Below are 23448 nucleotides of genomic sequence, written 5' to 3' on the forward strand. Positions count from 1 at the left end.
ACCCTTTTTTCTTCACGTAGTTGTCGCCATAACTCCTAGCCGCGCCTTCCTGTTTATAAGCCCATGTCTCTTCCTGTACAATAGAAGGAGCGCCTAATCCAGAAGAAGCACCAGAATCGTCGAGTCCAATAGAAGGAGCAGCTAATCCAGAAGAAGCACCAGAATCATCGAGTCCAATAGAAGGAGCACCTAATCCAGAAGAAGCACCAGAATCGTCGAGTCTAATAGAAGGAGCGCCTGTTCCAGAAGAAGGTACTGAGGGAGGAAGTAATCTAACATCAGTACTAAAAGAAGACAATAGCCAGGAAGATAACGGAGAAAGTAGCAACGGCAGCACGTTTATGACAATGGCATCGAGTTGGATTGGTGGTTTCATCAGTGGATTTAAAGGAAAGTAAGAAATTTAAATAGTTATCCATCGAGCTTGTAAAATTAATTTTTTCATCTTTTTACAAGCTTTGTTTTTTCTTATTTTTGACGATTGTAAGTTGAATGATGAAATGGATTCAATTCATTATGAATTCTATAAAAAAGGAGATCTAATAATGAATGGAAAAATATACATGATACCTGAGGTTATTAGTCACCACATTATCAAATTAGAAACAGCGATCAGTGACGGTCATCGAGATAATTACAATAATGATTGGGATCACGATGGCGGTTTTTCTAGTGGTAGTTATGATAAGAACCATGACTTTGACCATGATTTAAAAGGCCGGAATTGATAATAATGGCGGTTTGTCGAGGAATTAGATTGGCTAATTAACGGATAAGCAAGAGAAGATTGGGAAACTTAAAATTCAAAAAATACCCATCACGCATGGGTATTTTTTTCTAGAATAGATGTATATTTATCAAATAGTTTTAAGCTGTTTATTCAAAAATTGGCTAAACATGCCCTTTTCGTCATTAGACAGTTCCATAAACCCACCCTTTTGTATAATCTTACCTTGATCTAGTACAAGAACCTGATCAGCATTACGAATGGTCGACAGACGATGCGCAATAATGATAATCGTCATTTTTCCCTTGATTTTTTCGAGTGCTTCTTGAATTATCATTTCATTATGTGTATCCAAGGCACTTGTGGCTTCGTCCAAAATTAAAATAGAGGGCTTTGGCAAGATGGCTCGTGCTAGAACTAAACGTTGCTGTTCACCTCCTGATAATCTTATTCCTCTGTCTCCAATAGGAGTATCCAAACCTTTAGGGAGGCAATAGACAAAACGATCAGCTGCTGCAAACTCTAATGCATCCCACATTTGTTCTTCGGTTGCATGAGGTGCCGTTAATAACAGATTGTTCCTTATACTAGTATTGAATAAAAAGGGATCTTGGGGAACAAAACTAATCGCTTTTCTAAGACTTAATGCATTCTTGTCTGTTAAAGGAACACCATCTATAAACATCTCTCCACTCTCCGGACGATTCAAACCCATTAAAATATCCACCAAGGTACTTTTTCCAGCCCCTGATTGCCCAACTATGGCAGTCATGCCATTTGCAGGTATCTGTAAATTAATATTTTGGAGAGCATACGTGGGCTGATCCGAGTTGTATCTAAAAGATAAATTACGACATTCGATCATATTTTTAATATATAGATGGTCTATATGATCATCTCCATATACTGCTTCTCTAAAAGCATTTGTTTCATTTTGTAAATCTAATAAAATTTTAAAAGCAGGTGTAGAGGCTGCTAATTGTTGTATATTTAATTGAATATCTACAAATCGCGGCCATAACCGAGAAAAAATAAGAATCACTAATAATAATTTGTCTGGTGAAGTATGAATAAGGTTAAAAGATACAAAAATAAAACAAGCAATAATGATGGCCAATGCCGTTTTATAAGATAGTTGAGAATTAGTTTGTAATTTCACATAGTTAACTTGTTCATTAAGTATTTTTTTATTTAAAGACGCTAACCATTTAATACGAGATTTTTCAAGCGTGTTTGTTTTAATATCTTTGATGCCATTTAAGTTGTCTGTTATTCCTGCAAGGTATTGTCTTGACAGTTGAGTTGTTTCTTTCCCTAATGTTTTTGCTTGTTTAACGAATTTCCATGAGAAGACAGCAAGACCAAGACCACAAACTAAAACAAGGCTAGTTACTTCAGCAGCTAGACAAAAGGCAATGCCGATTTGTATAAGCGTAAATATAAGGTTGGTAATCAATTGCATAAACATTTTTATTCCAATACCTACTCGATTAATATCTTTCGTTAAAGAGTTGATAATATTGGATTTTCTTGTTTTTAAATAAAACGCCCACTTGACGTGTAATAAACTGAGATACGTTTCTTCTTTCAGATGATTCATAAATCCTTGATGAATTTTAACATCTCGGATCGCGATATTTTGTGATAAAAGATTTTGGACGATAACTAGTGTAATGTAAATGCCTAAAATGAGAGACAGCCCTATATCGGCAGGTGAGTCTTTTGAAAAATCTAATATACTCCACATAGAAGACATGGCGGTGTTGCTTAGAATGCCGCTAATATTTAGCATAAGTATTAATAATAAAATGCCCATGCCATCAAGAAAACTAACGATGATCATTCCGAATAGATTTATATACAAAATCTTTCCAGCATATGTATACAACTGTGTAATATAATGAAAAAATTCTTTCATCAGAATCCCCCGTTAATTTTTTTCAATACAGTTAGTCATTTAATAAAGTGAAATTTCTGTCAATAAAGGAAGATTACCACCTGTTAGTCTGCAATAAATGAAGCTTTTGTTCTTTATAAGAAACAATTGAGCTTATTATATAAATTAAGTGGTTATTTGTCTACGGATCGCGTGCTTATAAAAGAGAAAGAAAAAAATTTACAAAATCAACAGGAAATTAATGTTGACATGTTCTTTATAAAGAACTAAGATGTAGAAGAGTAATATATTCTCATCTTTTCAAACAGCGCATAAAAAGAGCTATTTTGAAGACTATTGTTGATAATCAAAGTAGTTAACATTTTATGGATCAACATTTTTGATTGCTTTATTCTCTATAAAGAACGGCTTGGCCAACATTATGAATATTTGTTCATAAAATCTTAAAATAAAGGTGGTTCTAATGACTAGTATTAAACGAGAGAAAGTTAAAGAAAGCATGAAGGGAAAAGAAATAAATTTAAAAGAATATTATGAAGTCATAAAAAAACGCATTTGGATTGTTCTTATTGTCGCACTCCTTACAACTGTAATTGGTTCCTTTTATAGTAACCGGGGCAGTGATGAACAACCACTTTATGAAACATCTACAAGAATGATTATAGGCTCAAGCGGGGGGGATATGAAGACCATTCTTGTCATGATTAAAGATCCAATCATCATGGGGAAAGTTAAGGAAGAATTACAAATAACACGATCACCTGAAGAAATAGCCGCACAAATAACAGTTTCAAAGATTGACGATTCCCAAGTAATTAAACTTTCTGTTGTCGATCCTGATCCCAAAGTGGCTATGAACATTGCGAATGCGACAGCAAAAGTATTTAAAAATGAAATTTCGAATATTTTAAAATTTAATGGTGTTCGATTATTATCACCAGCTGAAGAAAACACCGCTCCTATCAATGTAGATCAGGCTCTTAGTCTTAAGGTATTTCTTTTAATAGGGGTTATCCTTGGGATCGGTTTCGTATTCTTGCTAGATTCTTTAGATGATACTGTTAAAGGAGAAAATGAAATTGAAAATATTTTAGGTGTGCCAGTAGTAGGGATCATCACGAATATGAATAAGAAACAATGGTCTTTCAAAAAAAGTAAAAAACAAAAAATTAGAGTAAGGGGTAAGGCATTTGATATTGAATAAGCGACAACATTCCGCTGCTATAAGTAAAAAAAGTCTTATAGCCTATACTAACCCAGATTCCGTCATCTCTGACCAGTTTCGAACGATAAGAGCAAATCTTACATTTTTGACTGAAAGAGGAGAGAATCATGTATTTCTTATAACCTCTCCGGGAATGAAAGAAGGAAAGTCTACTACAACGGCCAATTTAGCTGTCTGTATGGCTCAACAGAAAAAAGAAAGAGTACTTTTAATTGATGCCCACTTAAAAGAACCGAGTATTCATTCAATATTTGACATTCCAAATGAGGCTGGATTAACAAACATGCTTAGATACGATGTGAAACTTGAAGAAGTAGTTTATAAAACAGAGCTTGAAACATTAGATATATTAACGAGTGGAGTAAAGTCATTCAATCCTGCGGAGTTATTAGGAAATGAAATTATGACAGAAGTTTTGAAAAAAGCAGCGAACATCTATGACATTGTCCTAATAGATTCACCGTCTCTGCAGTGTTCTGAAACACGAATCTTAGCCAATCAATGTGATGGCGTCGTGTTAGTCTTAAGGCGTGACAAAACAGAACGAAAGCAAGCGATTGAAGCCGGGAGGGTATTAGAACTTGCTCATGCAAAATTAGTAGGTGCAATTATGAATGAAGCATAAGAGTGCATATATTTTTTTGTTTTTATGTTCTTTATTAAGAACGAATTGTTCTTTATATTCAGGTTTTTAAAAATAAAAAAATTTGGTGAAGCCTACTTACCGATATCAATGAAGGCACTCGATCATGCTGTGGGTTGAATAAACCTTAGACGCCAGTCGTCAAAAGTGTGGTGTGAGGAAGGGTTAGATGCCCATTTTACTTAAATAAAGTTCTTATGTATGGGGTTTTGTTAAGACTTCATACATAAGAACTTTATTACATTATGATTGAAGGAGTTGTTGAATAAAATGGAACAACTTGACACTTATCCAAAATCGATCAAAAAAGCGATTAGGTACATTAAACAAGATGCATCGAAAGAACAGCTGATCGAAATTAAGAAAATGTTAAATTACGCAATTACAAGAAGAATCAACACACTTAAATTAGATAATTAAATAATCATTAGCTAGGGAAAGGAGGAAGTGTATGACTTACCGGCAGAGGTTGTCCATATTTATCATTATAGATTCTTGTATTATATTGACAGCTATCTTTATTAGTCAGTTTCTCGTAAGCGCAACCATTAACGTTATTACACTACCTGCGATTATGAGTTCTTTAACAATCTTGCTTAGTTACCATGTTTTTTCAGTAAAGTTCAAGCTGTATAAAAAAGCATGGGAATACGCAAGTACTGGGGAACTATTGCTTATTTTTAAAGTTGTCACTTATTCTATTCTTTCGGCGATCATCATTCAGCAACTTGTCATTCAAGATACCTTTTATCGGGTGCTTACTGTAACATGGCTGCTGCATTTATTGTTAATCGGTGGTTCACGATTTGTTTGGAGAATGTATCGGGATTCGTTAGTGAATAAGCAGGGCGATAAAAGCAGAACGTTAATAATCGGTGCTGGATCCGCGGGGACGATGGTAGCGAGACAGCTTTTAAGAAATAAAAAAGGCCATCTGTTGCCTGTTGCCTTTATAGATGATGATGTAAAAAAAAGCCAACTTGATATTTTAGGTATCCCAGTCATTGGGGGGGTGGAAAAGATAGAGCATGTGGTAAATGACCTTGCCATTGAGAATGTCATTATTGCCATTCCATCCTTAGGCAGAAAAGAATTAAATAACATCTTTCAAGAGTGTGCAAAAACAAAAGCGAAAACGCAGATTATTCCTATGCTTGAGGACCTCATGACAGGTAAAATTTCTGTCAATCAATTTCGTGATGTCCAGGTAGAGGATCTACTAGGAAGAGATCCTGTACATATGGATATAGACAGTGTATCTGATTCTCTTACAAATAAAACGGTGTTAGTCACAGGAGCGGGTGGATCGATAGGGTCTGAAATATCAAGGCAAATTTCAACATTCAATCCAAGGCAGTTAATTTTACTCGGTCGCGGCGAAAACAGCATATATTCAATTGAAATGGATTTAAAAGAACGATTTAAAGAGTCAAATATCGAGTTTATAACGGAAATAGCTGACTTGCAAGATGCTAAAAAAATAATGTCCATTATACAATTGTATAATCCAGATGTTGTCTATCATGCAGCAGCGCATAAGCATGTTCCATTAATGGAGCGGAATCCAGAAGAAGCTGTTAAAAATAACGTGATTGGTACAATGAATGTCGCAAAAGCGGCAAGTTGGCACAATGTCGAGACATTTGTCATGATTTCGACTGATAAAGCAGTCAACCCAACAAGCGTCATGGGGGCAACGAAAAGACTGGCCGAAATGATTGTTCAGGACATGGATAAAAACAATCGTACAAAATTTGTCACGGTCAGATTCGGTAATGTATTAGGAAGTCGAGGGAGTGTTATTCCATTATTTAAAAAACAAATCGAAAAGGGAGGACCCGTCACGATAACCCATCCGGATATGGTTCGCTACTTTATGACGATCCCAGAAGCATCCAGACTAGTCATTCAAGCTGGCGCATTAGCAAACGGAGGAGAGACGTTTGTGTTGGATATGGGGGAACCTGTGAAAATAGTTGATCTAGCTAAAAACCTAATAATGCTGTCTGGAAACTCACTTGATGAAATTGGAATAGAATTCACAGGAATAAGACCGGGAGAAAAGCTATTTGAAGAACTGCTGCAAAAAGAGGAAATCAATGAGCTGCAAGTGTATCCAAAGATTTATATCGGAAAAACGACAAAGATTTATTTAGCAGAGATTGAAGACATCATCTTAACTTTTGAAACGCTGGATAAGGAAGAATTAAGAGAGAAACTTATAAATCTAGCGAATAATAATATTACTTCGAAGTCAGTGCCCGTTGTCTCACAACCTGAGCTTATTATGTCTCAACCATCAGGAATCATACCTCAGACAGCAGCTGTTCTGTCATCACGAATTTAAAAGGAGTGTTTTGTATTGAAAGTGAGAAAAGCGATTATTCCAGCAGCTGGTTTAGGAACACGGTTTCTTCCCGCAACGAAAGCGATGCCTAAAGAAATGATGCCTATAGTGGACAAGCCAACGATTCAATACATAGTCGAAGAGGCCATTGAATCAGGGATTGAAGATATTATTATTGTAACAGGTAAAGGAAAACGAGCCATTGAAGATCACTTTGACCATTCATTTGAATTGGAACAAAACCTTCATAGGAAAGGGAAATTTGATTTATTAAGTGAAGTGCAAAAAGCGTCTAAACTTGTGGATATTCATTATATTCGTCAAAAAGAGCCAAACGGGTTAGGTCATGCCATTTGGTGTGCACGTAAATTTATTGGCGACGAACCATTTGCGGTGCTTTTAGGAGATGACATTGTAAAAGCTGAAATCCCTTGTCTAAAACAAATGATTGATCAGTACAATCGCTATAATGCATCCATACTCGGGGTGCAAAGAGTGAAAGAAGAGACAGTTTCCAGATATGGAATTGTTGATGGAAGCTTGATTGATCAGCGCTTATATAATGTGCGAAATCTAGTTGAAAAACCGTTGCAGGAAGAGGCCCCTTCCAATTTAGCTATTTTGGGCCGTTACATTCTAAACCCGAGAATTTTTGACATTTTAAGCAGACAAGAACCAGGAACTGGGGATGAAATACAATTAACAGATGCGATCGCAGAACTTAATAAGCATGAAGCGGTTTATGCTTATGATTTCGAAGGTATCCGATATGATGTGGGCGAAAAAATAGGCTTTATTCAAACAAATATTGAATTTGCCCTTCAGCGCGAGGATTTGAGACGCGACTTATTAGACTATCTTTCAGCTGTAGTAGAAAAGGGACTAACTAAATAGTTTAGGCAGGACAACTATAATCTAGGTGGGGGGCAATATGGCAAATAAAGTACTATTTTGTGCAACAGTTGATTATCATTTTAAAGCTTTTCATATCCCTTATATGAGATGGTTTAAGGAACAGGGATGGGCCGTTCATGTAGCAGCAAGCGGTGAGATCGAACTTCCTTACGTAGATCAAAAGTATAACATACCCATTCAACGATCGCCCCTTCACAGAAAAAACGTAAAAGCATATGAACAACTTAAAACGTTAATGAATCGAAACAAGTACAACATTGTCCATTGCCATACACCAACTGGAGGTGTACTGGCACGTCTAGCAGCACGAGAGGCAAGGAAATCGGGCACAATGGTTATGTATACCGCTCATGGATTCCACTTTTGTAAAGATGCTCCTCTTCTGAACTGGATGATTTATTATCCAATTGAAAAGTGGATGGCTCATTATACAGACTGCCTGATTACAATAAATGCGGAAGACTATGAATTGGCAACACACCGTTTTAAAGCAAAGCATGTCGAATATGTTCATGGAGTAGGGGTCAACACTGAGCAATTTAAGCCTATAAAAGAAAACAAAAAAGTAGAAATTAAAAAGTCATTTGGCTATAAACCGAATGACTTTTTACTATTTTATGCAGCGGAATTTAACAAAAATAAAAACCAGGAATTTCTTATTCAAGTATTGGCTTTATTAAAGGATGACATGCCACATGCAAAACTTTTACTTGCCGGAGAAGGGCCAATGCTGGAAAAATGCCGTGAACAGGCGGTCCGTTTAGGAGTCAGTCAAATGGTTGATTTTTTGGGCTATCGACAGGATATTCAGCAAATTGTACCAATGTGTGATATGGCGGTCGCATCAAGTTTCCGTGAAGGACTTCCGGTCAATATTATGGAAGCAATGGCTTGTGGATTGCCGGTTGTAGCTATTGATAACAGAGGGCATAAAGAGCTCGTTCAAAATAATAAAAACGGGTGGATTATAGAAAGAAATAATACAGTGGATTTTTCAAATAAAATTAAAGTTCTTGCTGATAATGAAGAATTGAAACAAAAACTTGGACAAAATGGAAGAATCATCATTTTAAACAAATACAGTGTGGAAAAAATATTAACTGAAAAAAGCAGAATCTATCAATCGTATATGATGGAAATGGAGGATGTGAAGTGGACAAACCTTTAAGGATCTTACATGTTGTTGTCAATATGAACCGAGGCGGCGCAGAAACACTTATCATGAACCTGTATCGAAATATCGATCGTTCAAAGGTTCAATTCGACTTTTTAACGTGTAAGGAAGGAATTTTTGATGCGGAAATAATTGAAATGGGTGGACGAATTCATCGAATTCCATATGTGACTGAGGTTGGCCACATAGCCTATGTGAAAGAACTGAATCAATTTTTCAAACGAAATGCCATGTATAAAATTATTCATTCACATATGGATAAAATGAGCGGTCTTGTTCTTAGGGAAGCAAAAAAGGCAGATATACCAGTGAGGATCGCCCACAGCCACAATACTAAGAGTGAAGGAGGGATAGCTTATAGAGCGTATAAGTGGTATTCGGGAAATAAGATTAATTCTTTTGCAACTCATGGATATGCTTGTTCAACTGATGCAGCGAAATGGTTATTCAAAAATAAATCTAAGCAGGCAATTGTTCTGAAAAATGGTATAGAGTGTGATAAATTTCAATTTTCATCAGACGTAAGAAATCAAGTCAGGAAAGAATTGAAGCTAAGTAATCAATCACTTGTTATAGGTCATGTAGGGAGGTTTAATCACCAAAAAAATCACTTTTTTCTACTGGAAATATTCGGATCTTTAATGAAGATACTTCCACATGCTCAGCTTATATTAGTTGGGGACGGAGTGTTAAAAGAAAGAATCGAAGGAAAAATAAAAGAGTTGCATTTGGAAGAGAATGTGAAGCTTCTTGGAATAAGGGAAGACATTCATTTGTTGCTCCAAGCATTTGATCTTTTTGTTTTTCCATCCTTTCATGAAGGGCTTCCCGTAACATTAATAGAAGCACAGGGAACAGGGTTGCCATGCATAATCTCTAATACGATTACAAAGGAAGTAGATCTGGGATTAGGGCTAATTCAATTTCTACCATTGCAGGATAAAATAATCTGGGTGGAAAATATGATAAAAGCAGCAGAAAGTAAGTCTCCCAGAAATATAGCGGAAAGTGCTTTAAATCAACAAGGTTATAACATAAGACACACGGCTGAAGTTACGCAAAATTCATATTTAGTGTTAGAGGGAATGAGCAGTTGAAAAAACTAACGGTTTTTACCCCTACTTATAACAGAGCTTATTGCCTTCATCAAACCTATGAAAGTTTAAAACAACAGACCAACAAAGACTTCATATGGTTAATTATTGATGATGGATCAACGGATGAGACAAAAGAAATTGTTGAAAAGTGGCTAGATGAAAATATCATCGAAATACACTATCAATGGCAACAAAATCAAGGAATGCATGGTGCCCATAACACCGCGTATGAGCTAATTGAAACGGAGTTAAATATTTGTATTGATTCGGATGACTATATGCCAGCCGATGCCGTGGAAAAAATCACGACTTATTGGAACGCTTATGGAAGCAATGAAGTGAGTGGAATCATCGGGCTGGACTCGGATACGAATCATCAAATAATTGGAACTAGATTCCCGGTTCAATTAAAACGATCTACATTATTTGATCTGTACAGCAAGCATGGTGTCACAGGTGATAAAAAGCTTGTGTATCGCACGGAATTAACAAAGCAATTTCCGTACCCTTTATTTACCGATGAGAGATATGTAGGATTAGCTTATAAATACTACATGATCGATAAGCAGTATGAAATGCTTTTAATGAATGAAGTATTGTGCTATGTGGAATATTTGCCAGATGGATCATCTCGCAATATGTTAACTCAATACCGGAAAAATCCAAGGGGGTTCGCTTTCTATCGCAAAGAACTCATGAAATTGCCATTTGTTAGTCCTTCTTTTAAATTCAGACAAGCCATTCATTACGTATCGAGTAGTTTAATGAGTAAAAATTGGCGTTTTTTAAAGGAAACACCTAATAAAAGTTTAACGGTCCTGGCCGTACCTTTCGGAGTCACATTATATTTATATATTACAACAAAAACAAGGGTTGCTTAACATTCATTGAATAAGAACAGCCTTTGTTACCGGGTTGAAAGGATCTAATATATGACTTTTCTGTGGATGAATCTTGCTATTGTATTTATTTTTTCGTTTTTTGCACGATACTTTGCGCGTCCTATAATTACAACAGTTTCCACATTCTCTGACGTTCCCATTAAACCTAATAAGCTGTTGGTTGTTGGTACTTTACTATCTTTAATTTTGATCTCAGGACTCAGGTCAGGTATTGGTGATACATTTTTTTATAAACATATTTATGAATTAAATAATTTTACATGGGAGTACATCACTAGCCAGAAAGACATTGGTTTCGGTATTCTTCAAATGCTCTTACAAAAAGTGTCAGACGATGCTCAAATACTTATCTTTACAACTGCTTTGATTACAAATGTTCTTATTGTGTTTATTTTATATAAATATTCAAGGATGTTTGAAGTGAGCCTATATGTATATATAACAGGTGGATTATTTTTAATCTCAATGAATGGCATTAGACAAATTCTTGCGGCAGCTATTGCGTTCACGGCTATAAAGTTTTTAATGGAGGGCAACTGGATAAAATACATGTTAGTTGTCCTTTTGGCTTCCACATTCCATCAAAGTGCACTAGTATTAATTCCAATCTACTTTGTGGTTCGATTTAAAGCTTGGTCAAAGGCGACAATAGCTGTTGTTTTATTGGCCGTTCTGATTGTCATTGGCTTTGATCAATTTTCAACGCTATTATTTTCGACAATACAAGACACACAATATGGTCACTACGACAATTTCAATGAAGGTGGAGCAAATTTTTTAAGGGTGGCCGTAGAGGCACTCCCATTAGTAATTGCCTTCTTAGGTAGGGAAAAACTAAGAGAACTATTTCCCAAAGGGGATGTAGTTATAAATATGGCTTTACTCGGCTTTGTGTTTATGCTGATATCCACTCAAAATTGGATTTTTGCCCGCTTTGCTATCTATTTCAGCTTGTATCAATTAATCTTGATCTCCTGGGTAGTCAAGTTATTTAGAGAAAAAGATGAGAAGCTTGTGTACTATGGGATTATCGTTTGTTACTTTGTTTATTATTACTATGAGAGTGTACTCACTTTGAACATATTGTATAACAGTGAATACTTTTAATCTGACAGTAAAAATGAAGCGTGATTTTTATATAGAACGAACTTAAATACAAACCTTATAAAATCGGAGGAATGAATACATGGCGATTCTTGTTACTGGAGGAGCGGGTTATATCGGCAGTCATACGTGTGTCGAGTTACTGAATGAGGGATATGAAATTGTTGTAGTAGATAATTTTTCAAACAGCAAACCTGAATCGTTAAAACGGATATCTGAAATCACAGGAAAGCTGTTCCCGTTTTATCAAATGGACGTACTGGATAAAAAGGCTCTTGACCAAGTGTTTTCCGAAAATACAATTGAGGCTGTTATTCACTTTGCAGGGTCTAAGGCAGTCGGTGAATCTGTTTCGATCCCTCTCGCCTATTATCAAAACAATGTGATCGGGACGGTTATTCTTTGTGAAATGATGAAGAACTACGGAGTTAAAAACCTTGTATTTAGTTCTTCGGCGACAGTGTATGGAGCAACAGATCAAGTTCCTATTACAGAAGATACAATGCTTGGGGCAGTCAATCCATATGGACGAACAAAGCTAATGATCGAAGAAATTTTGCGTGATTTGTCTGAGTCGGATGAGACGTGGAGTATTGCTTTATTAAGATATTTTAATCCGGTAGGGGCACATAGAAGCGGTCGTATTGGAGAAGATCCGAATGGAATACCGAACAATCTTATGCCATATATTTCTCAGGTGGCTGTTGGGAAATTGGAGAGTTTGAACATATTCGGAAGTGATTATCCAACGAAGGATGGAACAGGTGTAAGAGATTATATTCATGTAGTTGATCTAGCAATGGGACACTTAAAAGCTTTAGAAAAAATCCGATCCAAACGTGGAGTAGATGCTTATAACCTAGGCACAGGAAGCGGATATAGCGTTCTGGAAATGGTAGAAGAGTTTGAGCAAGTATCTGGCCAATCGATACCTTATACGATAGTTGAACGGCGTGCCGGTGATGCGGCCATTTGTTATGCGGACGTAACGAAAGCAAGAAATGAACTCGGATGGTCAGCTACGAGAGGGATCCATGAGATGTGTGAAGATACATGGAGATGGCAGCAAAATAACCCCGAAGGATATAGTGAAGAATCTAAAATTAAACAAGAAACGAGATCCCCAGTGCTTAAAACAGCAGTGGGGCTTTTCATGTCTCATTAAGTGGAGAGAACTGATGAAAAGATTAATGGATATCGTCACCTCACTGTCACTGTTGATATTGTTATCTCCGGTTATGTTTGCGGTGGCCGTCATGGTAAGAGTGAAAATGGGTGCGCCCTTATTATTTAAACAGCAGCGCCCGGGATTAGATGGAAAACCATTTTACCTGTACAAGTTTCGGACGATGGTTCATTTACAGGACGATCAAGGTAATTTGCTGCCAGACCAATTGCGGTTAACGGATACAGGGAAATTTCTCAGAAGATTAAGCTTAGATGAACTACCTCAGCTTATCAATGTTATAAAAGGTGAAATGAGTCTGGTCGGACCAAGGCCGTTGCTGATGGAGTATTTACCCCTTTATACAAATGAACAGCATTTGCGGCATAACGTAAGGCCTGGAATAACGGGCTGGGCCCAAGTAAACGGACGAAATGCAATATCATGGGAAGAAAAATTTGCGTTAGATACGTGGTATGTGAAAAATTGGAACCTATTTCTTGATTGTAAAATCTTGATGCTAACAATAAGCAAGATCATGCGAAAAGAGGGCATTAATCATCAAGGGCATGTATCGATGGAAAAATTCGAAGGGTCGAAAGAGGGGATCTAGCTTGAATATAATCGTACTGGGAAATGGCGGCCACAGCAAAGTCATTCAAGATATGTTGGTTACTCTCGGGGATTATGAATTAATAGCGGTTTTAGATGACAAATACCAAGAAAGTAAGGAAGAAAATGGAGTTATATACGGTCCATTTTCATTGCTCACATGTCTTTTAAATCAAGACGTGAAAGCGGTCATTGCGGTAGGGAACAATGCGATACGGAAAAAGCTGGCCGGCTCGCTGCCGTTAAGGCCAGATCAATATGTATCTATTATCGCCCCAACAGCAGTGGTCAGTCCGACGGCCATGATTGGGAATGGAAGCGTCGTGATGCCAAATGCGGTGATTAATGCAGAAGCAAGCATTGGGAGACATTGCATTATTAACACGGGAGCGATTGTCGAGCATGAAAATACAATCGGCGATTATGTGCATGTTTCCCCTCACGCTACGCTGACAGGAAATGTTTTAGTGAATGAAGGCGTGCATATTGGGGCATCGGCTACTGTTATTCCAAGTGTAGAAATTGGCAGCTGGTCTATTGTAGGTGCTGGCTCAACAATCATTACGCCTATCCCCTCTTACTGTAAAGCTGTTGGAACACCAGCTAGGGTTATTGAACAGCTGTTAATAAACGAAAGAAAAAGTTCTTAAAAAGGAGAGGATACTATGACTGAGGAAAGAATTTTTCTTTCCCCTCCGCATATGAGTGGAAATGAAAAGTACTACATCGATGAGGCATTTAAAACAAATTGGATCGCACCGCTTGGGCCCAACTTGGATGCATTTGAAAAAGAAATGGTTTCTGTAACCGGAGCAAAAGAAGCAGTGGCCCTCAGCTCGGGAACAGCAGCCATCCATATGGCGCTGTCTTTATTAAATGTCACAAAAGGGGATAAAGTGTTTTGCTCTACTCTTACTTTTGTAGCAAGTGCAAACCCGATTGTTTATCAAGGAGCTGAGCCTGTTTTTATCGATTCAGAGCCGGAAACATGGAACATGTCGCCACAAGCATTAGAAAGAGCGTTACAAGATGCGTTTCTTGAAGGGAAAATGCCGAAAGCAGTTATCGTCGTCAACCTATATGGTCAGAGCGCCAAAATGGATGAACTTCTTTCTTTATGCAATCAGTATGATATTCCCATTATCGAAGATGCGGCTGAATCACTTGGCTCTACTTATAAAGGAAAAGCAAGTGGTACGTTTGGGAGATTCGGCGTTTACTCTTTTAATGGAAATAAAATCATTACAACATCCGGTGGGGGAATGCTCATTTCAGATGATGTAGGGGCTATACAAAAAGCCCGTTTTTTAGCAACCCAGGCACGTGATACAGCACCTCATTATCAACATAGCGAGCTTGGATACAATTATCGAATGAGCAACATATTAGCGGGTGTTGGAAGAGCACAGTTACAAGTGATTGAGGATCGTGTAACAGCAAGAAGGCATATATTTGATCGTTATTATGAGGGATTGGGACAGTTACCTGGTGTTACCTTTATGCCGGAATTAGAAAACACGAAAACGAACCGCTGGCTTACGACATTAACAATAAATGCAGAAGAAGCCGGTATAAGCGTGGAAACACTTTTAGAATTACTGAACAAAGAAAACATTGAAGCACGTCCTGTATGGAAGCCGCTTCACATGCAGCCTCTCTTTGAAACGGCAAAGTATTATTCTCATGATGAGCATGAGCATGTAGCTGAACAGTTATTTCAAACAGGGATCTGTCTTCCATCGGGATCGAACTTAACAGAAGATGAACAGCAGCGAGTCATCAATTGTCTAAAAGGCGCGCTAACCCCGGTCATCGTAAAAGAAGGAATTATCTAACGTCAGAAAATACGAGGTATAAATGAATGATAGGGGAAATAATCCAAAAAATCCGAAAAAAGAAGGGGATTACATTATCTGAGCTCGCCGATCGAGCTAACATGTCTAAGTCCTATTTAAGTAATATTGAACGTAACGTGAATCAGAATCCTTCTATTCAAGTAATGGAAAAGCTCGCATCGGTTTTAGAGGTGGATCTTCATACATTGCTAGGAATAAAAGCGGAACCAACATTGTCTTCAGAAAGAGATTGGATTGATTTTGTAAAGGAGTTAAAAAAAGCTGGGATTGAGAAAGAACAAATTCAAGATTATAAAAGTGTAATTGAGTTTATAAAGTGGAAGAATCAACATGTAGAAGAGAAAAAATAAGAAGATGGGGTCTTCAGAACGTATTAAAAGGAGCGATAAATGAATAATGCAATGCCAGTAAAGATTCTTCATGTTGTAGGAGCGATGAATAGAGCGGGAACAGAAACGATGCTGATGAATATTTATCGGAATATAGATCGAGAAAAGATTCAATTTGATTTTATATCATATAGCCAAGAAGATGCTCATTATGACGAGGAAATAAAAAAATTAGGTGGAAAAGTCATAAAGTTATCGAAGACACGATCGGTGAAAGAAATATATGATGCGATAAAAAAAAATGGTCCATACGATGTCGTTCATTCTCATACTTTGTTTCATTGTGGCATAGCAAACATTGCTGCTCTATTAGCAGGCGTAAAAGTAAGAATATCACATGCTCATACCACATTGGACAATAGTGAGCATTATACAAGGAAACTATATATTCAATTAATGAGGTGTATGATCAATACCTTTTCCACCAATTTATTAGCCTGCAGCAATGGTGCTGGGCGTTATTTATTTGGCGAAAAAAGTGTAGCTAAAATAAACTATTCCTTCTTTCCAAATGCCATTGATTATTCAAAATTCTTAAAAAAGCCTCGTAAAGAGGTGATGGAATTTAAGGTTGAAAAAGAATTTGGAAGCAGCCTCGTAATTGGCCATATCGGTCGATTTATTGAGGCGAAAAATCATTTGTTTTTATTGGCTATTCTGAAGAGGATGTTGAAAAAGGATTCAACGATTAAATTGCTGCTCGTTGGAAATGGAGATTTAAAGGTGGAAATAGAAGAAGTAGCTAAAAAAGAAGGTATTTATGACAATATACGATTTGTTGGGATCAGGGAAGACATTCCAACCATGATGCACAGTATGGACGTATTTGTTTTTCCATCTGTATATGAGGGGTTAGGGATGGTGCTGTTAGAAGCTCAAGCGAGTGGGGTGCCATGTGTAGTATCTGAAGCGATTCAGCCTGAAGCGGATTTGAACATAGGACTTGTTTCAACTCTTTCGTTAGCTGATGGACCTGATGTTTGGGCAGAGGAAATAATGAAACGAGCAAACAAAAAGGAAAAAAACATTCGTGTAATTACGGATAGTTTTGAAAGAAGTGGATACTCTCTAACAGCAGGAATTTCAAAACTAATGAATATTTACAAGAATGACAACGGGGGAGTATATGAAAAATATATTGATCGCCTCCTTTGATATGGAAGTTGGAGGAGTAGAAAGAAGTCTGATCAGCATGTTAAATAATTTTGATTACAAAAATTACTCTGTTGATCTAATGCTGTATCGTCATACCGGTGAGTTTATGAATTTGCTCCCTCCAGATCCACATTTACTGGAAGAATCAGCAGTATACAAAACCTTTAGAATGTCTATTGGACAAACGTTAAAATCAGGGAATATATTGATAGGGCTTGTAAGAACTTTGGCAAAATACAGAGCAAGCTTAAATCGATTTTCCGAAAATGGATATAAGCAGATGCAGTATATGTGGAAATACTCCTTGCCGTTTCTTCCTTTACAAGAAAAGGAATACGATGTCGCGATCAGTTATTTATGGCCGCATTACTTTGTTGCGGAAAAGGTAAAGGCTAAAACAAAAATTGCCTGGATTCACACCGATTTTTCTACAGTAAATACAGATATCAAATTAGATATTCAAATGTGGAATCAATTTGACCATATCGCAGCGGTCTCAGAAGAGTGTAAAAAGACGTTTGTTCATAAATACCCTTCGTTAGAAAAGAAGGTCTTTGTGCTTGAAAACATAACCTCCCCAGCTTTCGTCCAAGCACTCGCTGATGAAAAAGTGGAGGATCATATGATGAATGACGCGAGATTTAAAATTCTCACAGTTGCGAGATTATCCCACGCAAAGGGAATCGATCATGCGATCAAAGCGTTAAAAGTATTAAAAGACAGGGGATATGATGATATTGCCTGGTATGTTGTTGGCTATGGCGGTGATGAAGAAATGTTACAAGAATTAATCAAACAGAATGAATTAGAAAATCAATTTATTCTTGTAGGGAAAAAAATAAATCCGTATCCGTATATGAAAGAAGCGGATCTATACGTGCAGCCATCCCGGTACGAAGGAAAGGCTGTTACGGTAGGAGAAGCCCAAATACTTTCTAAGCCTGTCATGATCACGAACTATCCAACAGCCCAAAGTCAGGTGCGCAATGGTTTTGATGGATCAATATGCGAATTGTCAATTGAGGGAATTGCGAATGGGATTGAAAAGCTCTATAAAAATGCCTGTTTAAGAGTGGAGTTGGCTAATAACTGTCAAAGAACAGACTATTCTAACAGTAGAGAACTAGATAAATTATATAAACGGATTTAGGGGGAGCAGTAGATGTTACAGCCAGCAAAAGTTAGCGTTGTTGTTCCTATTTATAAAGTTGAAAAATACATTCACCGATGTGTAGATAGTATTCTCAATCAAACATACACGAATATAGAGATCATTTTAGTGGATGATGGCTCTCCTGATAACTGTGGAAGAATTGCTGATCAGTATAAAGAAAGAGATTCCCGGGTAACGGTAATCCACCAAACGAATGGAGGACTATCTGATGCCAGAAATCAGGGCATGACCTATGTGACTGGGGAATTTACTATGTTTGTAGATAGTGATGATTGGTTAGAAAAAAACATGATCGAAAACATGGTGAATAGCAGCTTCAAGTATAAAGCCGATGTTGTCCAAACGGCTTTTTATTATGCCTATGATGACAAGTCGTTCCTTGATAATCGCTACTATTCTCAGAGAAATGATCCAGTCACCTTGGACAATAAGAGATTAATGTATGAGTTAGTTGTAAATGATAAAGTGAAAAATTTCGCTTGGGGGAAACTGTACAAAACAAAATTAATTAAAGACATACCTTTTGAAAAGGGAGTTTTATTTGAAGATGTATTTTGGGCATATAAAGTGATGCATCAAGTAAATTCGTTCCTTATTGTACACCAGCCGATGTATAACTACTACCAGCGCAGCGATAGCATTGTTGCCAACTATACACCAAGAAATCTAGATATGATTAGGGGATTAAAAGAAAGACATGTATTTATTGAAGAACTGTACAAAGAACTAACGGATGAATCCTATAAGGTCATTTTGAAGATGAGTTTGATCCACTATAACCTTCTATTAATGAATAGAAGAAAAGACAAAGGTGGCTTACATCGCAAAGAAATACAATCTTATATTCAAAGTAACTACAGCAGGCTAAAAAAAGCAGTTAAAAACGATCAGCAGTTAAAACGACAATTACACTTATTCACTATGCATCCTTACTTCAATGTTGTTTTTCTAGGATGGAGAAAAGGATTACGGACATTGAAGATTCTTTCGCATCCAGTTGGATTAGAGCAAGTGAATGAAAGGAAGCTTTGTTAACAATGAAGAAACTAATCTGTTTAGTGATTATTTATATATTTAACTGTTTACCTATAAAGAAAAATAAACTATTTTTCTTTAGTTACTATGGCAGTCAATACGGATGCAGTCCTAAATATATTACTGACTATATAATAAAACATTATCCTAAAGATCAATTTGATATTGTATGGGCGTTTAATGATCTTGAATCAAAAAAGCATATAACCAGTTTTAGAAAAGTGAAAATAATGTCATTACAGTACTTTTATGAATTATGCACGTCAAAGATTGTGATTACAAACTTTAGAACAACTGATATGTATGTGAAAAGAAAAAACCAGTATTACATTCAAACATGGCACAGTTCGCTTCGTTTAAAACAAATTGAAAAAGACGCGGAGGACTCGCTGCCGCCTCACTATGTAAAAATGGCAAAAAAGGATTCATTAAAATGTGATTTATTATTATCCGGCTGCCAGTACAGTACGGACATTTTCAAAAGATCCTTCTGGTATGAAGGAGAAGTTTTTGAGCATGGTACCCCCCGAAATGACATACTGTACCAGGGCAATGCTAGCAAAAGGAAAGAAATATTAAGCATGCTAAATGTCCCTACAAGTTCGAAAATCTTACTATATGCTCCCACATTCAGAAAAGGAAATAACATGGATATTTATAATTTGGATTATGCTCAAATAGCTCATCAGCTAAAAAGCAGGTTTGGCGGTGAGTGGATCATTTTAGTAAGGCTTCATCCACATTTGATATCTAAATCAAATCAACTATTACGTGGTGAGAATGTAATAGATGCTACTATTTTCGATGACGTTCAAGAACTGCTGCTTATAGCAGATGTTCTTATAACGGATTATTCATCGTTAATGTTTGATTTCCAATTAACAAACCGTCCATGCTTTTTGTATGTTCCAGATGTAAAAGAATATGTAAGTCAAGAACGAGATTTATATTTTGAATTAAGAGAACTTCCTTTTCTTATAGCTAAAAGCAAAGAAGATTTATTAGAAAAAATAGGTGCATTTCATCATGATGAGTATAAGGGGAAAATAATTGATTTTTCGGATCGCATAGGTTCATTTGAAGAGGGGAAAGCATGCGAGTATTTGCTGAATCGTATTAACGAAATATGTTTCAGTGAAAAAAGGAGTGGGATCAATGAAGCAGTATAATATTGGATATACAACCGGTGTATTTGATTTGTTTCATGTTGGTCATCTTAATATTTTAAAACAGGCTAAAAAGAAATGCGATTTTCTCATTGTTGGAGTCAGTACAGACGAATTAGTCATGGAATACAAAAACAAGCAGCCGGTCATTCCACATAGAGACCGAATGGCGATTGTCGAAGGGATTAAGTATGTAGACCTAGTGACACCGCAAAGGACGAGAGATAAATGGACTGCATGGAAACAGCTGCATTTTGATGTCATGTTCGTTGGAGACGATTGGAAAGGAAACAAGCTTTTTAAAGAAGTTGAAGGCAAATTTAATCAAGTTGGTGTAGATATCGTCTATTTTCCGTACACAAAAGGAATATCTTCAACAATAGTAAAGCAAAAAATAAAATTGTGAGGAAAAAGTTTTATTAAAATCAACAATGGGAGATTACAATATGAAAAAAAATCTGTTATTTGCAATTGATTCATTGGATGTGGCTGGAGCTGAAAAAAGTTTAGTCACATTGCTCTCCATGATGGATTACGATAAGTATACGGTTGATTTAATGCTTTTTGCTCACGGAAGTATTTTGGAAGAATTAGTCCCAAAAGAGGTTAATATATTAAAGCCATTGAAATACACCAATTTTGCTAAGCTAAGTTTAAAAGATTCATTAAAACACTCTGTAAAATCAAAAAACTTTAAAATGCTGTCTTCGAGAATGAAGTATTCGACTGAAATAAGGAAAAAAAAGTACAGTAATCCGCAGAAAGCCAGAATTTTCTGGAAAATCGTGTCAAAGGTAGTTGAAAGAAACCCTAAAACATATGACGTGGCGATCAGTTATGCCCAAGGTGTGCCCACTTTTTATGTAGCTGAAAAAGTGAATGCAAAGAAAAAATTGGCCTGGGTTAATGCAAGCTATCGACTAGATGAATACGAAAAAACATTTCATAGTCAATTTTACGATCAATATAACAATATTGTAGCTGTTTCAGATTCAACAAAGGAAATCCTTTTAGAGACATTTCCAGATTACTCCGACAAAATGAAAGTGATCTATGATATTAATAACCCTGATTTTATATCCAAAATGGCTGATATTGATAAGGCATTTGACGACCAATTTGACGGTATAAGGCTACTGACAATTGGGAGATTAGCACATCTAAAAGGATATGATATTGCGTTGGAAGCCTGTAAAAAGCTAAAGGAAAGCGGGATCCGTTTTCGTTGGTATGTATTAGGCAAAGGGCCTTTAAGAACAGAAATAGAACAATATATAAAAGAAAATCAATTGCAGGAGCACTTTGTCTTGCTGGGTGTTCATTCTAATCCTTATCCATTCATTAAAAGATCGGACATCTATATTCAGACTTCCAAATCTGAAGGCTTCGGGCTTGCCATTGCAGAAGCGCGGATGCTGAATGTGCCTGTTGTGACGACTAAATTCGATGCTGTCTATAACCAGATGATTGATGGGGAAAATGGTCTTGTGGTTGAGATGAACGCGGAAGCTGTATATGAAGGAATAGTAAAATTAATAAACAATGATGAACTTAGAGAAAATATTATAAAATATTTAGAAACGGAGAAAAAAGGAAATATGGAAGAAATCCAAAAATTATATCAATTAATCGGATGAAAGCGGGAGAAGCCTATGAAGAAAAAAATTGTATTCATGGTCATCAATATGAATGTAGGCGGAACCGAAAAAGCGCTGCTTAATATGATCGCGGAAATCCCGAAAGATCATTATGAAATAACAATCTTAATGCTAGAGGAATATGGGGGATTTTTAAGTTCCATTCCAGAGGATGTTCACATTGAATATGTGAAAGGATATAAGGATATAAAAGACAGGCTGAACAAACCTCTACAGAAAACAGCTGCAGAGCTTCTAAAAAAGGGTAGAATAATAAAAGTGATCCATACACTATCCTTGCATGCCGTCACAAAGGCGACATCAGACAGAAGTGCCTGGTTTAAACATCTTCTAAAAGATATGCCGGATCTTAAAAATGAATATGACGTGGCTATAGCTTATGCAGGTCCCATGGACTTCATAAGCTATTTTGTTGCAAAAAAAATAAAAGCCAAAAAGAAAATTCAATGGATTCATTTCGATATAACGAAAATAGGCTTTAATAAAAATTTTGCCAACAAGACTTATAGTACTTTTGACAAGATTTTTGTGGTATCGAAGGATGGCAAAAATAAAGTAATGAGTATGTTGCCAACACTTAAAGAAAAAACAGAAGCATTTCCTAATATTATGCCAAAAGAATTAGTTTTAAAGATGGCGGACCAAGGAGAAGGATTTAAAGATGAATTTAAAGGAATTCGAATCCTTACTGTTGGTCGCTTGAGTAAAGAAAAGGGGCAGGATTTAGTTATTCCAGTATTAGCAAGCTTAAAAGAAAATGGATACGATGTTCGCTGGTATTGCATTGGTGAAGGAAATGCGAGAAAAGAATATGAGGAACGTATAAAAGAATATGGTGTTGAAAAAGAATTCATCTTATTGGGTGCTGATCCCAATCCATATCCATATATGAAACAATGTGATATTTATGTGCAGCCATCTCGTCATGAGGGTTACTGTATTACACTTGCAGAAGCGAGATGCTTTGATAATCCGATTGTTTGTACAGACTTTACAGGGGCAAGTGAGCAAATTTTAACTGGACAAAATGGATTGATTGTTCAATTTGATGAATCACAAATGTATCAAGTTATCCAAAAACTACTAGATGATGAAAAAATGAGAAATAAGATTAAAGCTAATCTACGAAAAGAAACTGTTGATATCCGAAATGAGCTGGAGAAACTTTATAAAGTAGCAGATGGTATTTAATATACCAACTATAAAT

24 protein-coding genes are annotated in these 23448 nt (G+C 36.5%); 22 read left to right on the plus strand and 2 right to left on the minus strand.

What is annotated here, in order from left to right:
* On the minus strand, positions 1-376 hold a 376-nt coding region (locus BLL40_RS07320), incomplete at its 3' end, for a hypothetical protein (RefSeq protein WP_143180098.1).
* A gap of 169 nt (positions 377-545) precedes the next feature.
* On the opposite strand from BLL40_RS07320, the gene BLL40_RS07325 reads away from it, so the two are divergent.
* The gene (locus BLL40_RS07325) at positions 546-728 is read left to right on the plus strand and encodes a hypothetical protein (RefSeq protein ID WP_073711271.1); all 183 of its coding nucleotides are present in this window, start codon (positions 546-548) and stop codon (positions 726-728) included.
* 129 nt (positions 729-857) lie between these two features.
* On the opposite strand, the gene BLL40_RS07330 is transcribed toward BLL40_RS07325, so the two are convergent.
* A complete protein-coding gene (locus BLL40_RS07330; RefSeq protein ID WP_073711272.1) occupies positions 858-2645 on the minus strand; it encodes an ABC transporter ATP-binding protein in 1788 nt (595 codons plus the stop codon).
* Between the two features lie 442 nt (positions 2646-3087).
* Between BLL40_RS07330 and BLL40_RS07335 the strand changes: the two genes are divergently transcribed.
* The 21 genes from BLL40_RS07335 to BLL40_RS07430 all read left to right on the plus strand — a co-directional run bounded on the left by BLL40_RS07335 (position 3088) and on the right by BLL40_RS07430 (position 23432).
* On the plus strand, positions 3088-3828 hold the full coding sequence (locus BLL40_RS07335) for a YveK family protein (RefSeq protein ID WP_083566394.1): 741 nt from the start codon (positions 3088-3090) through the stop codon (positions 3826-3828).
* Positions 3821-4474: a CpsD/CapB family tyrosine-protein kinase gene (locus BLL40_RS07340; RefSeq protein ID WP_245797916.1), complete on the plus strand. Its 654-nt coding sequence runs from the start codon at positions 3821-3823 to the stop codon at positions 4472-4474. The genes BLL40_RS07335 and BLL40_RS07340 overlap by 8 nt, the downstream gene beginning before the upstream one ends.
* A 288-nt stretch (positions 4475-4762) precedes the next feature.
* On the plus strand, positions 4763-4912 hold the full coding sequence (locus tag BLL40_RS17530) for a hypothetical protein (RefSeq protein ID WP_173799909.1): 150 nt from the start codon (positions 4763-4765) through the stop codon (positions 4910-4912).
* Positions 4913-4943: 31 nt separating this feature from the next.
* The gene (locus BLL40_RS07345) at positions 4944-6839 is read left to right on the plus strand and encodes a polysaccharide biosynthesis protein (RefSeq protein WP_083566396.1); all 1896 of its coding nucleotides are present in this window, start codon (positions 4944-4946) and stop codon (positions 6837-6839) included.
* Positions 6840-6854: 15 nt separating this feature from the next.
* Positions 6855-7733 carry a UTP--glucose-1-phosphate uridylyltransferase GalU gene (gene galU, locus BLL40_RS07350; RefSeq protein WP_073711274.1) on the plus strand — a complete coding sequence of 293 codons (879 nt, stop codon included), beginning with the start codon at positions 6855-6857 and terminating at the stop codon, positions 7731-7733.
* A gap of 37 nt (positions 7734-7770) precedes the next feature.
* Positions 7771-8922 (plus strand): glycosyltransferase family 4 protein, encoded by a 1152-nt coding sequence (locus BLL40_RS07355; RefSeq protein WP_073711275.1) that lies wholly within the window; start codon positions 7771-7773, stop codon positions 8920-8922.
* Positions 8907-10025 (plus strand): glycosyltransferase family 1 protein, encoded by a 1119-nt coding sequence (locus BLL40_RS07360; protein ID WP_095532832.1) that lies wholly within the window; start codon positions 8907-8909, stop codon positions 10023-10025. Before BLL40_RS07355 ends, BLL40_RS07360 begins: the two co-directional genes overlap by 16 nt.
* Positions 10022-10906 carry a glycosyltransferase family 2 protein gene (locus BLL40_RS07365; RefSeq protein WP_073711276.1) on the plus strand — a complete coding sequence of 295 codons (885 nt, stop codon included), beginning with the start codon at positions 10022-10024 and terminating at the stop codon, positions 10904-10906. The genes BLL40_RS07360 and BLL40_RS07365 overlap by 4 nt, the downstream gene beginning before the upstream one ends.
* Positions 10907-10957: 51 nt before the next feature.
* A complete protein-coding gene (locus tag BLL40_RS07370; protein WP_073711277.1) occupies positions 10958-12034 on the plus strand; it encodes an EpsG family protein in 1077 nt (358 codons plus the stop codon).
* Positions 12035-12113: 79 nt separating this feature from the next.
* Positions 12114-13196 (plus strand): UDP-glucose 4-epimerase GalE, encoded by a 1083-nt coding sequence (gene galE, locus BLL40_RS07375; protein ID WP_083566398.1) that lies wholly within the window; start codon positions 12114-12116, stop codon positions 13194-13196.
* Positions 13197-13209: 13 nt separating this feature from the next.
* The gene (locus BLL40_RS07380) at positions 13210-13809 is read left to right on the plus strand and encodes a sugar transferase (RefSeq protein ID WP_073711278.1); all 600 of its coding nucleotides are present in this window, start codon (positions 13210-13212) and stop codon (positions 13807-13809) included.
* Between the two features lies 1 nt (position 13810).
* Positions 13811-14458: an acetyltransferase gene (locus BLL40_RS07385; RefSeq protein ID WP_073711279.1), complete on the plus strand. Its 648-nt coding sequence runs from the start codon at positions 13811-13813 to the stop codon at positions 14456-14458.
* A 15-nt stretch (positions 14459-14473) separates the two neighbouring features.
* Positions 14474-15643, plus strand: coding sequence for a DegT/DnrJ/EryC1/StrS family aminotransferase (locus BLL40_RS07390; RefSeq protein ID WP_073711280.1), 1170 nt, complete (start codon positions 14474-14476; stop codon positions 15641-15643).
* Positions 15644-15669: 26 nt separating this feature from the next.
* Positions 15670-16014 (plus strand): helix-turn-helix domain-containing protein, encoded by a 345-nt coding sequence (locus BLL40_RS07395; protein ID WP_073711281.1) that lies wholly within the window; start codon positions 15670-15672, stop codon positions 16012-16014.
* Positions 16015-16053: 39 nt separating this feature from the next.
* Positions 16054-17208, plus strand: coding sequence for a glycosyltransferase family 1 protein (locus BLL40_RS07400; RefSeq protein WP_073711282.1), 1155 nt, complete (start codon positions 16054-16056; stop codon positions 17206-17208).
* Positions 17180-18358 (plus strand): glycosyltransferase, encoded by a 1179-nt coding sequence (locus tag BLL40_RS07405; protein ID WP_073711283.1) that lies wholly within the window; start codon positions 17180-17182, stop codon positions 18356-18358. The genes BLL40_RS07400 and BLL40_RS07405 overlap by 29 nt, the downstream gene beginning before the upstream one ends.
* A 12-nt stretch (positions 18359-18370) precedes the next feature.
* Positions 18371-19417 (plus strand): glycosyltransferase family 2 protein, encoded by a 1047-nt coding sequence (locus tag BLL40_RS07410; RefSeq protein ID WP_073711284.1) that lies wholly within the window; start codon positions 18371-18373, stop codon positions 19415-19417.
* Positions 19418-19419: 2 nt separating this feature from the next.
* Positions 19420-20586 (plus strand): CDP-glycerol glycerophosphotransferase family protein, encoded by a 1167-nt coding sequence (locus tag BLL40_RS07415; RefSeq protein WP_073711285.1) that lies wholly within the window; start codon positions 19420-19422, stop codon positions 20584-20586.
* Positions 20573-20989, plus strand: coding sequence for an FAD synthase family protein (locus BLL40_RS07420; RefSeq protein WP_073711286.1), 417 nt, complete (start codon positions 20573-20575; stop codon positions 20987-20989). Before BLL40_RS07415 ends, BLL40_RS07420 begins: the two co-directional genes overlap by 14 nt.
* 40 nt (positions 20990-21029) lie before the next feature.
* Positions 21030-22220 (plus strand): glycosyltransferase, encoded by a 1191-nt coding sequence (locus tag BLL40_RS07425; RefSeq protein ID WP_073711287.1) that lies wholly within the window; start codon positions 21030-21032, stop codon positions 22218-22220.
* A gap of 15 nt (positions 22221-22235) precedes the next feature.
* A complete protein-coding gene (locus BLL40_RS07430; protein ID WP_073711288.1) occupies positions 22236-23432 on the plus strand; it encodes a glycosyltransferase in 1197 nt (398 codons plus the stop codon).
* Positions 23433-23448: the final 16 nt, after the last annotated feature.

It is taken from the genome of Domibacillus mangrovi, from assembly GCF_001906925.1.
Lineage (GTDB): Bacteria > Bacillota > Bacilli > Bacillales > Domibacillaceae > Domibacillus > Domibacillus mangrovi.